This is a genomic window from Corallococcus terminator, assembly GCF_049194865.1.
Taxonomy (GTDB): Bacteria; Myxococcota; Myxococcia; order Myxococcales; family Myxococcaceae; genus Myxococcus; species Myxococcus terminator_A.
Genome location: NZ_JBLZWL010000022.1, coordinates 58323 through 70733 on the forward strand (window position 1 = coordinate 58323; position 12411 = coordinate 70733).

At 67.7% G+C, this 12411-nt stretch carries 12 protein-coding genes; 4 read left to right on the forward strand and 8 right to left on the reverse strand.

The genetic code is table 11. The features are described 5' to 3' along the window. Positions 1-24: 24 nt before the first annotated feature. Together ACN469_RS09745 and ACN469_RS09750 are read right to left on the reverse strand one after the other, a co-directional pair. The gene (locus ACN469_RS09745; RefSeq protein WP_498766440.1) at positions 25-936 is read right to left on the reverse strand and encodes a DUF2381 family protein; all 912 of its coding nucleotides are present in this window, start codon (positions 934-936) and stop codon (positions 25-27) included. A 39-nt stretch (positions 937-975) separates the two neighbouring features. Then, positions 976-2817: a serine/threonine-protein kinase gene (locus ACN469_RS09750; protein WP_498766442.1), complete on the reverse strand. Its 1842-nt coding sequence runs from the start codon at positions 2815-2817 to the stop codon at positions 976-978. Positions 2818-3024: 207 nt separating this feature from the next. Here ACN469_RS09750 and ACN469_RS09755 point away from each other — a divergent pair, with 207 nt between their 5' ends. Next, positions 3025-3384, forward strand: a complete 360-nt coding sequence (locus ACN469_RS09755) for a helix-turn-helix transcriptional regulator (protein ID WP_498766717.1) — start codon at positions 3025-3027, stop codon at positions 3382-3384. Here the strand turns inward: ACN469_RS09755 and ACN469_RS09760 are convergent. The 5 genes from ACN469_RS09760 to ACN469_RS09780 all read right to left on the reverse strand — a co-directional run bounded on the left by ACN469_RS09760 (position 3381) and on the right by ACN469_RS09780 (position 7943). Continuing rightward, positions 3381-4547: a serine/threonine-protein kinase gene (locus ACN469_RS09760; RefSeq protein ID WP_498766444.1), complete on the reverse strand. Its 1167-nt coding sequence runs from the start codon at positions 4545-4547 to the stop codon at positions 3381-3383. The two genes, ACN469_RS09755 and ACN469_RS09760, sit on opposite strands and share 4 nt — an antisense overlap. A gap of 152 nt (positions 4548-4699) precedes the next feature. Continuing rightward, positions 4700-6325, reverse strand: a complete 1626-nt coding sequence (locus ACN469_RS09765; protein WP_498766446.1) for a PAS domain-containing sensor histidine kinase — start codon at positions 6323-6325, stop codon at positions 4700-4702. A gap of 57 nt (positions 6326-6382) precedes the next feature. Then, the gene (locus tag ACN469_RS09770) at positions 6383-6748 is read right to left on the reverse strand and encodes a response regulator transcription factor (protein WP_498766448.1); all 366 of its coding nucleotides are present in this window, start codon (positions 6746-6748) and stop codon (positions 6383-6385) included. A 9-nt stretch (positions 6749-6757) separates the two neighbouring features. Further along, positions 6758-7408 carry a response regulator transcription factor gene (locus ACN469_RS09775; RefSeq protein ID WP_498766450.1) on the reverse strand — a complete coding sequence of 217 codons (651 nt, stop codon included), beginning with the start codon at positions 7406-7408 and terminating at the stop codon, positions 6758-6760. A 55-nt stretch (positions 7409-7463) separates the two neighbouring features. Further along, entirely contained in the window at positions 7464-7943 is a 480-nt protein-coding gene (locus ACN469_RS09780; protein WP_498766452.1) for a VOC family protein, read from the reverse strand. 196 nt (positions 7944-8139) lie between these two features. Between ACN469_RS09780 and ACN469_RS09785 the strand changes: the two genes are divergently transcribed. The 3 genes from ACN469_RS09785 (at position 8140) to ACN469_RS09795 (ending at position 9803) form a co-directional block, all read left to right on the forward strand. Beyond that, positions 8140-9165 (forward strand): cadherin-like domain-containing protein, encoded by a 1026-nt coding sequence (locus ACN469_RS09785; RefSeq protein ID WP_498766454.1) that lies wholly within the window; start codon positions 8140-8142, stop codon positions 9163-9165. A gap of 99 nt (positions 9166-9264) precedes the next feature. Continuing rightward, entirely contained in the window at positions 9265-9465 is a 201-nt protein-coding gene (locus ACN469_RS09790) for a cold-shock protein (protein WP_498766456.1), read from the forward strand. Positions 9466-9599: 134 nt separating this feature from the next. Further along, positions 9600-9803 carry a cold-shock protein gene (locus ACN469_RS09795; RefSeq protein WP_498766458.1) on the forward strand — a complete coding sequence of 68 codons (204 nt, stop codon included), beginning with the start codon at positions 9600-9602 and terminating at the stop codon, positions 9801-9803. Positions 9804-9866: 63 nt separating this feature from the next. On the opposite strand, the gene ACN469_RS09800 is transcribed toward ACN469_RS09795, so the two are convergent. Continuing rightward, positions 9867-12308: a lytic transglycosylase domain-containing protein gene (locus ACN469_RS09800; RefSeq protein WP_498766460.1), complete on the reverse strand. Its 2442-nt coding sequence runs from the start codon at positions 12306-12308 to the stop codon at positions 9867-9869. Between the last annotated feature and the right edge of the window lie 103 nt (positions 12309-12411).

Genomic DNA, 12411 nt, shown 5'->3' on the forward strand with positions numbered 1-12411 from the left:
CGCGCTTCCACGAGACCGCCAGCACTACGGGAACGTCACGCCACCGAGTGTCACAGTACGGGGCCCTGCATCCTCCCACAGCTTGAGGGAAAAGGTCCCTCGGGAGGCATCGGCAGGGGCCTCCGCTTCAACCACCATCCGCCATGGTTCGCCCAACGTGGCGGGCGCGTCCTGCCATACGCTCAGCACCTTCACGTCAATCCCGGTGCTGCTGCGAAGAACCGCGCCGCTCGCCACCCAAGGCGTTTCACTGAGCTGCGCGGTCAGCCAAATCTCCAGCGCTACCCGCTTCACCGAGCGGTAGGTGTGGACCCTGAATAGGCTGAGGGCGTTCTTCGGGCCCGGGGTAATCGACTCGGTCACCTTCTTCCCGGCCAGACCACCGTCGTCAACACTGCCCGCCGCGAGCAGCCCCGTCAGCCCTCCCGGGGCCCCATGCTCTGAAACGATGCGCACATTCTCTTCCTGGCAGCGCAAGGTCGCCGCCCGAGCTTCCCTCGTTTCTTCCTGGTACGACTCGACCGTTCTCTTGTTTCGGTACACCTCAACGAGTGCGTCGGCACGCGCGGGATGAACCACGAGCAAGAATGAGGCGCCGACAGGTGCCGCTCCGTCACGAAACCTCACCGCCACGCGGAACTTCTCGCCCGGACTCGCGCGCGCCGATGGAACCAACCGCATCGTCGTTCGCCCTGAATCAACGTTCGAGAAGGAATCCAGTCCCTCAATCTCGGTGGCTTCCTGCACCAGTTCAGAGTCGAAGAGCAGAACCGTGGACAAGCCTGGACTTACGGCCACCTCAACCCACGCCCCGGGCGCATTCGGCTCCAACTCGATGCGCCGAGCCCCTCCAACCGAGGCCGTGGCTCCCCGCGCTGTCGATGCGCCTGCAACGAGCAAGAGCCCCAGGCGAATGGCCGATGATGATGCATGCATCCGTCTGAGACTCCCGCACGTTGTCCTGCGCACACCACATCACTCGAACTCGCGCACAGCTCGCACGTCCCCTGTCGAGAAGACTCGGGCCGACGTAGGGCCGTCATCGCCCGGCTTCCGCTCCAAGCCCTTCTCTTCACTCTCGGCTAGCAGCTCCAGGCACACCGGGAAGCTCGCACCTGCGCCTGTGGTCGCGCGCGTGAACCGACCATAGACGCGGTCGCTCACCGTGAGCCGTCCCGAGAAGATGGTGGCATTCGGCATCCGCTCCCAAGGGCCGATCAACATGAGTTCCGTGGCTCCGTCCTTCACGGTAGTGACTCCCGCTCCTTCGACGAGAAGCGTCACCCCATGGGTGCGGCCCGTCTTGATACCTAGCGCCTCCATCGCTTCGACTGCGCCTGACGGGCACGGCGCGGGCGGAGGCGGTGGACGCACCTGCACGCCGGGGCAACCCAGTGCCGAGCAGGCCACCGCTGCGGCAACGGCCCTGCTCATGAGGACTGTCCCCTTCCTCGCGGGCTTCGGGGGAGTAAGGGTCTCGGTCTTCTGCTTCGTCACGATGGTTGTCGCCTCAAGGAGCGTCGCTGGAACGGCGACGACCGCAGGGATGGCCTCCATTCCGATGGGGGGAGCCGCGGCCGGGCCAGCTTGGGACGAACTCCCGTGACGCGCTACTTCCTGATGGGACGGCACGGCCCCGTCGATGCGTGACGTCCGCCAGCTCCACAGCGCCCCCGCCGCGACGAGCACCACGGCCAAGGCCACGACTGCCCAGACCCAAGCGGGGCGCACGGTCCTCGGCACCTGCTCCGTCGTGGGAGCGCGCTGCCCGGGTGCGCGTACCTCGCTCGCTGGCTGGGGCTCTTGCCTCGCGACCTGGGGACGCTTGCCGCGCCGGGGCCGTTGGCGGGGGGCGTGCAGCCACTTGTCGTGACTGTCCTGGTGACCTTCCGTCGTGGCCGATGCTTCGCTGTAGGAATCGCACAGCGGCACGTCCCACGCCGCGTCCGCGTCGCGAAGAGCTTCCTCCAGTGCCACGCGAAGGGCCTGCGCACTCGGCACCCGCGTCGCGGGAGTCTTCTCCAGCAGCCGCATGCACACGTCACTCAGCACCACGGGGACGCGCTCGTTCAGCTCACGCGGCGACCTCGGTACGTCAGCGATGGCGGCTTCGTCGCGAAGGTGGTCATCCGCTCCCTCGAAAGGAACGTGCGCGGTGAGCAGCCCGTAGAGGACGACCCCCAACGCCCACAGATCGTCCGAGGCCGTGGGTGCATATCTGGCCCCGGGAACGCGTGCATTCTGCCGGAGGTACGTCCTCGCCTCCGGGGAGCGATACTGCGGTGTCCCTGGCGGGAGGATGTCCGACGTGATTCCCCGCGCGCCCTCGTAGTCGCCCACGCCGAAGTCCACCAGCTTGGCCGCGCCATCCGAGGTGCGGACCATGATGTTGGCCTCCTTCACGTCACGATGAAGGACACCCGCTCCATGGGCCGCCTCCAATGCTCGCGCCACGTCCAGCACCACCCTGGCCACCTGACGCGCAGACGGGTTCTCCTCACGGGCCCACGCATCGAGCTGGCGTCCCTCCACGTACTCCATCGCGATGAAGGCGAACTCCGGCGATGCCGTAGGCCATAACCCGAAGCCGAGGATGCCCACCACGTTGGGGTGCTTCAGCTTCAGCAGGATGGAGACTTCGCGCTCCACCCGCTCTCCCACGCGCTCCAAATCCAAGAGCTTCAACGCGGAGGGCTGCCCGTCGCACCGCGCGAGGTACACGGCCCCAAAGCCACCGCTGCCCAGGGGGCTCTCCACCGTATAGCCCACCACCTGGGAGCCGGGCGCCAGCATCGCGAGGGACGGCCCGTTCCTCATGGCGTCCTTCTCCCGGTTCTCACGGTGCCACTCTCTTGCATTCGCTTGCCTCCCAGCGGGCGGCGCACGCTACCAGACGCGTCACCCACCGCGGAGTCCATCCTCGCCAGGTCCGAGCAGCGCAGGATGCCCCAGGTTCATCATCAGTCGTCAGACTCCAGGGATTCAATTCCGAGACGCTTTCGGCTACACAAGAGGGCCATGTCCATGAATGAAGCGCTGGCAATCACCATCGGAACGAGTGCGCGTGAGGCGCGCGAGAAGCTGGGGCTGACACGGGCTGAGGTGGCCGAGCGCGTGGGCCTCGTGCATGCCGTCTACAATCGCCTGGAGCGAGGGAATATGTTGCCCAGCGTCCCCTCCCTCTTCCGGCTCTGCACGGAGCTGCACGTATCTCCCGAGGTGCTGCTGGGCTTGACGCCACCAGGGGCAGGAAAGAAGGGGCAGCGCGCTCCCCCTCGCGAGGAGGGGACCCCCGAGCTGCGCCGCCTTCTTTCCCTGGCGCGGAAGCTGGACGCGGAGAAGCTCGACGCCCTGCTTCACATGGCCACCGTCTTGTCGCGCTAGCCCTTCTTCGCCAGCGCGCGCGGTGCGTGCTCCTCCAGTTCCACAGGGTAGAGGTCGCCCTCACCGAACTCCATCATGCCCCCCCGATGGCTGCCGCCCTCCGCGACGACGCGGGCCACCTCCTCCAGTGCGTCCTGGCGCCCATAACCTGGGTGCCTCTTGGCCAGGGCTGCCCGCAGCGCATCGCGCAGGTCCGCCGCCGTGGCAAAGCGCTCCTCGGGGGCAACGCGCAGGGTGGTGTGCAGAATCGCCTTCACGTCCGGCGCCAGACTCTTCACCGCGCGCGCGACGTCCTCCGGTCCGAAGCTGGCGAGCAGCGTCCTCATCTGAGTCAGGGGCAGGGAGGGAAGGTTCTCGGGGACGAGATGGCGCATTCCCTTGGGTGGTGGCGGCACGTCCTCCACGTCGAAGAGGTGCGTGCCCGTCAGCAGCTCCACGAGCAGCACGCCCAGGCTGAAGACGTCGGAGCGCGGAGACAGAGGGGCACGATCCAGGTACTCGGGCGAGGCATAGGCGACGTCGCCCCTCACCAGACTGGCGGGCGACTCGGTGCGCCCCACCAGCAACGAATAGGACGCGCCGAAGTTGGCCAGCTTCACCTCTCCGTGCGCACCCACGAAGACATGCCGGGGATTGACGTCGCGGTGGATGATGCCAAGCGGCTTGCCGTCCTCCCCCCTTAACGTGTGGGCGTAGTGCAGGGCTTCCGCCAGTTCGCCCCCCGTGTAGAGGGCGAAGGCTTCCGAGACGGGCTTGCCGCGCAGCACCCCAGCGTTCACCAACGTCTCCAGCGAGGGGCCGTCCACGTACTCCATGACGACGTGGGGCGCGTCCTCGTGAATCTTCAGGTGGAACACCTGGGCGATGCCGGGATGGTTGAGGCGGAAGGCCAGCTGAATCTCATCGGAGAGCCGCTTGCGCTCCGTGTACGTCGCGGGGCTCGGCAGACGCCGCACAAGGCATAGGCCCGGAAGCGTCTCCTCCTGCGCGTAGCGGTGGGCCACCAGCAGCGTGTCTCCTGTCTGCATGTGGGCCAGTTCGCGGACGGCCTCATACCGGACGCCTCCTACTTTGAAGAGGGGCTGGGGCGCATGCGGAGTCGGGGGATAGGACTTGCGACGTGACTTGGGGAGGGTACTGCCACTGTCCGTAGAGGGAGGCATGAGTCCGCGGGAGCAAGAGGGGTAATGCACTGACACTCCCGAGGATTCTTTGCGGCAATCACCTGAAAAGTCCATGACTCATGGACTTTTCAGGTTCCATCCCTCAACGGACGAGCTGCGCCCTCCGGATGGAGGCGACGCACCTGGCCAGATCAAGCGCCCGCGCAGGCCGCCTTCACCAGGGGCAACGCGAAGGAGAAGCGCGCCCCGCCGGACGCGGCGTTCTCCGCCCAGATGCGTCCACCATGCGCCTCGACGATGTTGCGGCAGATGGCCAGGCCCATCCCCAGCCCGCTCGCCTTGGTGGTGAAGAAGCTCTGGAAGAGTCGCTCGTGGTGCTCCAAGGGAATGCCCGGCCCCGAGTCCTGGAGCTCGAAGCGCAGCTCCCCTTCCCCTGTGAACGTGCGAAGGTGGAGCGTGGGCCGAGGGCACTCCGCGCGCTTCATCTCCTGCATGGCATTGAGCGCCAGGTTGACGATGATCTGCTGGAGCTGCACGCGGTCCGCCTCGATATCCGGGAGGCCCTCGGCCAGCTCGAAGCGCAGGTCGACGTCATGCGCCGACAGCTCGTGACGGAGGAACTGGACGGCCTCCTCGACGACCTGATTGGGCGACAACCGGCGCGCCTCCGAGCCCTTGTTGGAGGCCATGGCGCGGATGCGAGCGATGATGTCGGCGGCGCGCCGCGCATCACTCACCATGTTCGCGTGGATGGCGCGCACCTCGTCCAGGTCCGGCACGGGCCGAGACAACCAGCGCACTCCCGCCGCACCGTTGGCCGCGATCGCCGCCAGCGGCTGATTCACCTCGTGGGCGATGGACGCCGTCAGCTCGCCCAGCACCGACAGGCGTGACGCGTGCGCGAACTCGCTCTGCAGCGCCCTCACCTCCCGCTCGGCCGCCACTCGGGCCGAGAAGTCGATGACGCCCACGAGGACGGGGCCACGGCCATGGTGCCCGGGCGGCCAGCAGACGGTGAACAGCGCCTCGAAGAGCTTCCCGTCGAGGGTGCTCAGGCGCGTCTCCCGCGACAGTCCCGGCAGGCGCCGCACCGCGGCCAGCAGGCTCTCCGCGTAGACAGCGCGGCTCTCCCGGGGCCAGAACGCGGCCACCGTGCCACCCACCAGCTCCTCGCGACTCTTCGCGCCGAACAGGGAGACCGTCTTGTCATTGACGTCGACCACCCGAGTCACGTCGATGGCCGCGTCGATGAACTCGGGGTGGGCCTCGAAGTAGCCACGGAAGTCCTCGACGCCCTGCTGCGCCAGCTCGGCCAGCATCCCGCGCACGGCCGAGAAGTCGAGCTCCCAGAACGACGCCGCCATGGCCTGGAACAGGTTGCGATAGCGGTGCGCCTGGAGCCGGGACTCCAGCTCGATGTCGCTCAGGCTCGTGATGTCGCGGCCATATTCGACAATCGAGACGGGCTTCCCGTCCGCGACGGGCTGCACCTTCCAGCGGACATCGATGCGCCGGCTCTCGCCAGACGCGGTGGTCCGCTTCAGCTCCCCTTCCCAGTGCCCCTGCTCCAGCAGGTGCCGCTCCAGACTCGCCCGCATCGTCGGGTGGTGGCTGCCCAGGTGCTCGTGGAGGTCCCTGCCCACCATGGCCTCGCGCGAGTAGCCATAGAGCGCCTCGGAGGCCTTGTTCCACAGGAGGACCTTGCCGCTCACGTCACGGACGATGACGCTCTCGGACACGCCATCGAGCAGTGCTTCGAGGAGGCCCGATGGGCCCTGCCACGCCTCTGCGGCCAGTGACGTGTTTGCTTCGGGCATCCGCGCGCTCCGACCTGGGTCCTGGGAGAGCTCCGCAGCAGACCTTCGAGGCGCGGCTCATGCAAGCGCGCGTTCGACACAGGCGATGAAGTCCTCACTGTCAAACGGTTTGCGCAGGAGACAGGCCGGCTTGCAGGCCTTCGCGCGCTCCAGCACCGCCGCGTCCGTCTTCGCGGTGATGATGATGACGGGCACCGTGGAGCCTCGCGCGTCGAGTTCCCGCTTGAGGTCGATGCCGCTCATGCCCGGCATCTGGATGTCGGTGATGAGGAGGTGCGTGCGCGCCAGCTCGCCCGACTCCAGGAAGGCCTCGGCGCTGTCGAAGGCCAGGGCCTTCCAGCCATAGGAGCGCAGGAGGTTGACCACCGCCGTGCGCACCGACGCGTCATCGTCGACGACGGAGAGGAGGGAGTCGGGCGACATGGCTCGGGCCTAGGGCTTTCGCGCCGGGAGTGCGGACGGAGGCGGCGTCTTGGTCAGCTTCAGCGCCTCGGCCATGCGCACCAGGTCCGCCAGCGAGTCCGCCTTCATCTTCCGCATCGCGGAGCCTCGGTGAATCTTGACGGTGATTTCCCGCAGGTTCAGCTCGCCGGCCACCTGCTTGTTGAGCAGTCCGGCCGTCACCAGCGTCATCACCTGTTGCTCGCGCGGAGTCAGGCTCGCGAAGCACTTCCTCACGTCCGCCAGGCCCTCGCGCTGGGCGCGCTGTCGGCGGTGACGCTCCACCGCCACCGCCACGGCGTCCAGCAGGTCCTGCTCGCGGAAGGGCTTGGGCAGGAAGTCCACGGCCCCCGCCTTCATCGCCCGCACCGACATGGGGATGTCCCCGTGGCCGGTCATCATGATGACTGGCAGGTCGATACCCAGCGACTCGAGCTGGTCCTGGAACACGAGGCCGCTCATCCCTGGCAGCCGGACATCGAGCAGCAGACACCCGGGAGCATCTTCCCGCTTCGCGTCCAGGAAGGTGCGGACCGCGTCGTGGGCCTGGGCCTTCATCCCCACCGAGCGGAACAACGACTGCAATGCCGTCCGCAACGAGGTGTCGTCGTCGATGATGTGGATGACGGCGTCCTCGCCCATGGGAGGAACTTGTCATGGCGGCGAACGGAGCCGCAATCATACGTGAGTATAGGGCTCAGCCTCCCACCATCTTCAGGAAGCGCCGCTGCATCTCCTCCGGAGACACCTCCTCGATGCGCTTGGAGAGGGACCAGCGGTGGCCGAACGGGTCCTGGATGTGGGCCACGCGGTCGCCGTAGAACTCGTCGGTGATGGGGCGCTCCAGCACGGCTCCAGCGGCGATGGCGCTTTGGGCCATCCCGTCCACGTCATCGACCGAGAGGTTGAGCAGGCTCGTCGCCCCTCCCCGGCTCTGCGGCCCGACGATTCCGTACTCCGGATACTCATCCGCGATGGACAGCACCACTCCGCCCAGGAGCAGCTCCGCATGGCCCAGACGTCCGGAGGGCTCCACCAGCCGCATCCGCTCCTCGGCGCCGAAGACCTGGGAATAGAACGTGAGCGCGGCGGTCGCGTTCTTCATCACGAGCTGGATGCCCAGCCGAGGCTGCGGGGACACGTCCTTCTTCATGTCCGCCGTGGTGTCGGGCTTCATCACGAACCTCCTGGTTCAAGGGTGGATACCCACAGTCTGCCCATGGCGCGCGCTCGGGGATTGGAAGAAATGCACCTGACGTGAGGAAGCCATGATGTCGCCGTGATGCGGCGGCAACGCCTCCCGGAGTCTGCTGCTTCCAGGCCCGCGTCCCTGGCGGCTCGCCGGTCCGACACCGCTCTTTCCCGAGGTCCCCATGCTGTCTCTTCGAGTGAGTCCGCGAGGCATCGCGTGGCTCGCGGTGCTTCTCTGCATCACGGCGGTGAACCCCGCCTGGGCGGACATCCCAGGTGAGGAGGGCTTCACCTACGTGACGTCGTGTGGTTTCGCGATGGAGAGGGATGGGCCAGGGGTGCCGTACGAGGAAGGGGGGGAGCGGAACGCGCCCCTTTTGCTTGATCGCTCGGAAGCGCTCATGGAGGACGGCTCCGTCGAGATCCGCCTGGAGAGCTTGGACAGGGACGACGACACGCTGACGTTCTCGCTGGTGGAGCTGCCACGCCACGGCCGGCTCTCGGGCACGACCCCCTTCCTCGTGTACACGCCCCACCCCGACTTCCACGGCGAGGACTACTTCACGTTTCGCGCGAGTGATGGGGAGACCGAGTCGCCTTCCGCCAAGGTGTCCTTCTCAGTCAAGGCGGTCAACGACGCCCCTATAGCCATGTCTCGCGAGGTCACCGTGTCCGCGGAGGGCTGGATGGAGCTGGAGTTGGAAGGCCGGGACGTGGAGGGAGACACCCTCACCTTCGAGCTGCTCGAAGGCCCCTCACAGGGAGAGCTCGAAGGCGCCTTGCCCCGTGTCGTGTACCGGCCCAGGGCGGGCGCATCGCGCGAGGACACCTTCACGTTCGCGGTCAGCGATGGAGAGCACACCACCTGCGCCACGGTGACCCTGCACATCATGCCCGTGAGTCCCTCCCCCATCGCGAAGAACAAAACCCGGCTCACGATGACGGCGAGCGAGCAACACTCCGTCCTGCGCGAGGCCCGCGATGCAGAGCAGGATGCACTGACCTATTCAGTGAGCACGCGCCCTGACTCAGGCGAGCTGCTCGTCGTGGCGCCCGCGCTGACAAGCCAGGCGGGTCCAGGCGTCGAGGACGTCGCCCCGCCGCTGTTGCTGGCGCTCGGCGCCCTGGGCCTGCTTGTCCGGCGGCAATCGCAACTCCGCTGCGCGAAGGCCGTCGAGCTCCGCCCCAAGCTGAGAATGCGAGCCTGAGCACGCTCCGCACCATGCCTGGGTGGCTTCATGCCCGCCAATCCCTAACTCAATGCCACCGCCCTGGACATCCCAGGCGTGGCACACAAGGACGGCGACATGCAGACGGGAACCGTGAAGTTCTTCAACGAGACCAAGGGGTTCGGCTTCATCACTCCGGATGAAGGAGGCACGGACGTGTTCGTGCATTTCTCCGCCATCAACCCGGACGCCAAGACCCTCCGTGAAAACGACAAGGTCGAGTTCGAGGTCGAGCAGGGAAAGAAGGGCACGATGGCGGCGAACGTCAGGCTCATCTAGGTGGGGCCCCTCCCAAGCAGAGCATACGAGACTGGGGGCGCCTTGCTCCCAGTCTGGATGGATTCATCCCATCCATCCCTAATTCAATACCAACTCCCTGGACATCCCCAGGCGTGGCACACGAGGACAGCAGCATGAAGACGGGAATCGTGAAGTGGTTCAACGACAGCAAGGGCTTTGGCTTCATCACTCCGGATGACGGAGGCGAGGACGTGTTCGCGCATCACTCCGCCATCAACGCGGACGGCTTCAGGTCTCTCGCTGAGAATCAGCGGGTCGAATTCGAGGTGACGAAGGGGCCCAAGGGGCTGAACGCGCAGAACATCAGGCCGCTCTAGGAATGCCCCGAATAGACCCGGCCAGCCCTCGGAAGCTCGAAGGCTGGCGATGGGCTCGAGCCCCTAGCGCGCCGCGCTCTTGATGACGGGCAGCTTGGGCGCCCGTCCATAGAGGAGCTGGTAGGTGTTGTACGAGCGCAGCACGCGCTTGATGTAGCCGCGCGTCTCGGAGATGGGGATCTCCTCCACCCACGCATCCAGCGGCAGGTCCGGCTTGTCCGCGCGCCAGCGATTCACCGCGCCCGGACCCGCGTTGTAGCTGCCCACCGCGTACGGCGTGTGCCCGCCGAACTTCTTCAACAGGCCGCCCAGGTAGTGCGCGCCGAAGCGGATGTTGAGGTCCGGCTGGAGCAGCTGATCCACCGTGAAGCGCTTGAGCTTCAGCTCCCGGGCCACGCCCTTCGCGGTGGACGGCATCAGCTGGGTGAGGCCCAGCGCCCCGGCCCAGGACAGCGCCTTCGGGTCCAACGCGCTCTCTTCGCGCATCAGCGCCTGGAGCAGATCCGCCTCCACGCCCGACACGGCCGTGTGCTTCTCGATGAGCTCGCGGAACGCGTTGGGATAGGCCACCTCCCACACCACGCGCGTCTCGCGGGTGATGCGGCCACTCAAGTCCTTGCGCAGCACCAGCCGGGCCACGGCGTGGGCGGCGCGCTCGTCACCCGCCTCGTGCAGCACCAGCACCAGCAGGCGGACGGCCTCCGCGGGCTGGTTCGTCCGGTTCACCGCGAGCAGCTCCGACGACACCGCCTCCGGGAAGCCGAGCCGCAGCAGCTCGATGCCCGCGCGGAAGTGCGGGTCCTCGCCCACCGGCCCCGCGAACAGCGGCCACGGGCTGGCGGCGTCGGGCACCGCGAAGATGTCCGGGGAGATGCGCTCCAGCCGCGCCGGGTCCACCGTCGTCAACTGCGAGCGCGCCATCAGCCCGTAGTACGTCGCGGGGTGCTCCACGGCGATCTTCTCGAACAGCTCCGCCGCGCCCTGGATGTTGCCCTGGTCCTGGAACGTCCGCGCCCGCCAGTACCGCGCGCGCTCCACATCGTAGCTCTCGTCCGCCTGCGCGAAGCGCTGCTCGATTCGGTCCAGGAAGGACAGGCCCGCGTCCTCCACCTTGCTCGTGCGCGCAATCCAGTACGCCTTGAAGAGCGCCTCGCCCAGGAAGTCGCCCTGCGGATACAGCTTCGCCAATTCATCCAGCCGCGCCATCGCCTCCTTGGGGCGGCCCGTCTTCACGTACAGGTCCGCCGCGTAGAACAGCGCGTCGTCCGCGAAGCTGTGGTCCGGGAACTCGCGGGCCAGTCGCTCGTACGTGTCAGTCCCGCGCGCCGAGTCGACAATCGAGCGCGACGAGCCCAGCACGTACAGCGCCCGCGCCAGCAGGTCGCGGTCCTCACACTTCTCCGCCACCTGCGAGAGCGTCTGGATGGCGCGCGTGTGCTCGCGCTCCTTGCGCAGGCCCTTTCCGTAGGCGAAGTGGGCGCGGCACGCGAGCTTCTCCGGCAGCTTCAGCTGCGCCAGCAGCGGCTCCAGCTGCGTCAGGCCCTGCTTGTTGCGGTGCAGCTCCACCAGCGCCTCGCCGCGAGCGACCTTCGCCTCCACGGGCGGCGTCTGTCCCTTCAGGCGCTTCTCCGCCTGCGTCGCCAGCGCGGACAGCGGATGCGCGCCCCACAGGCGCCACAGCGCGGCGCGCTCGGCGGCCTTGTCCTTCTTCTCGGCGGCGATGTCCGCGATGGCCATCAGCGCCTCGGCGCCCACGTTGCGGCCCCAGCTCGGAGCGGCGCGTGACGTGAGCGGCTCCAGCGCGGCCATGGCGCCCGCGGCGTCCTTCTTCTTGCGCAGCACCCGCGACAGGGCCAGGCGCGCGTCCACGTACAGCCGGGACTCCGGCGACACCTGGGCCAGCAGCACGGCGGCCTCGTCGAAGCGGCGCAGCCCCTCCAGCGCCACGCCCGCATGCGTCAGACACCTGTCTTGAAGCGCGGGGTAGTCCGGCGCCAGCGCGGCCAGCTCCTTCGCGGCGGTCTCATCATCCCCCGAGCGCACCGCGGCCAGCGCGCGCAGGTAGCGCACCGGCGGGCTGTCGCCCTCGTCCTTCAGCAGCTCGCGGGCCCGGCTGTAGTGGCCCTTGTCGAAGGCCGCCCGGGCCTCCTTCTTCTTGCCCTCGCCGAAGTACGGCGCCAGGTCCTCCAGCGCGTACCGGCGGCCCCGGTGGACGACGGGCGCGGGGGGCGCGGGGTTGGGGAAGGCCGGGTTGAGGACCTCCACGAAGCCCTCGGGCACCTGCGTCTTCTCCGCGTCCGGACGCGGAGAGAGCTGGGCCTCGGAAGGCGCGTTCTCCGTGTGGGACGAAGGGGCCTCCGTCACGGTGGGGCTCGACAGCTGGGGTGCTGGAGCCGGTGTGGCCTCCTCCGTCGCGGCGGGGGCGGAGACCTGGGGGGCGGGAGCCTGCGCGGACAACAGGAGCGCGGAGGCGACGACGGCGAGCTTGGGCAGGAAGGGCTTCATACGCGGGGCTGGGGACCCTGGGAGGTGGGCGCGGGCTCGCCCCATGACAACTGGGAGTGCATGGAAAATTTCCGGAGATGGACACAGGTTAGACTGTCCGCAA

Bases quoted from the DNA above. Each gene is read 5' to 3' on its own strand.
- ACN469_RS09790 (WP_498766456.1), top strand. From the start codon at position 9,265: ATGCAGACGGGAACCGTGAAGTTCTTCAACGAGACCAAGGGGTTCGGC.
- ACN469_RS09745 (WP_498766440.1), bottom strand. From the start codon at position 936: ATGCATGCATCATCATCGGCCATTCGCCTGGGGCTCTTGCTCGTTGCA.
- ACN469_RS09750 (WP_498766442.1), bottom strand. From the start codon at position 2,817: ATGAGGAACGGGCCGTCCCTCGCGATGCTGGCGCCCGGCTCCCAGGTG.
- ACN469_RS09800 (WP_498766460.1), bottom strand. From the start codon at position 12,308: ATGAAGCCCTTCCTGCCCAAGCTCGCCGTCGTCGCCTCCGCGCTCCTG.
- ACN469_RS09755 (WP_498766717.1), top strand. From the start codon at position 3,025: ATGAATGAAGCGCTGGCAATCACCATCGGAACGAGTGCGCGTGAGGCG.
- ACN469_RS09775 (WP_498766450.1), bottom strand. From the start codon at position 7,408: ATGGGCGAGGACGCCGTCATCCACATCATCGACGACGACACCTCGTTG.
- ACN469_RS09780 (WP_498766452.1), bottom strand. From the start codon at position 7,943: ATGAAGCCCGACACCACGGCGGACATGAAGAAGGACGTGTCCCCGCAG.
- ACN469_RS09785 (WP_498766454.1), top strand. From the start codon at position 8,140: ATGCTGTCTCTTCGAGTGAGTCCGCGAGGCATCGCGTGGCTCGCGGTG.
- ACN469_RS09760 (WP_498766444.1), bottom strand. From the start codon at position 4,547: ATGCCTCCCTCTACGGACAGTGGCAGTACCCTCCCCAAGTCACGTCGC.
- ACN469_RS09795 (WP_498766458.1), top strand. From the start codon at position 9,600: ATGAAGACGGGAATCGTGAAGTGGTTCAACGACAGCAAGGGCTTTGGC.
- ACN469_RS09770 (WP_498766448.1), bottom strand. From the start codon at position 6,748: ATGTCGCCCGACTCCCTCCTCTCCGTCGTCGACGATGACGCGTCGGTG.
- ACN469_RS09765 (WP_498766446.1), bottom strand. From the start codon at position 6,325: ATGCCCGAAGCAAACACGTCACTGGCCGCAGAGGCGTGGCAGGGCCCA.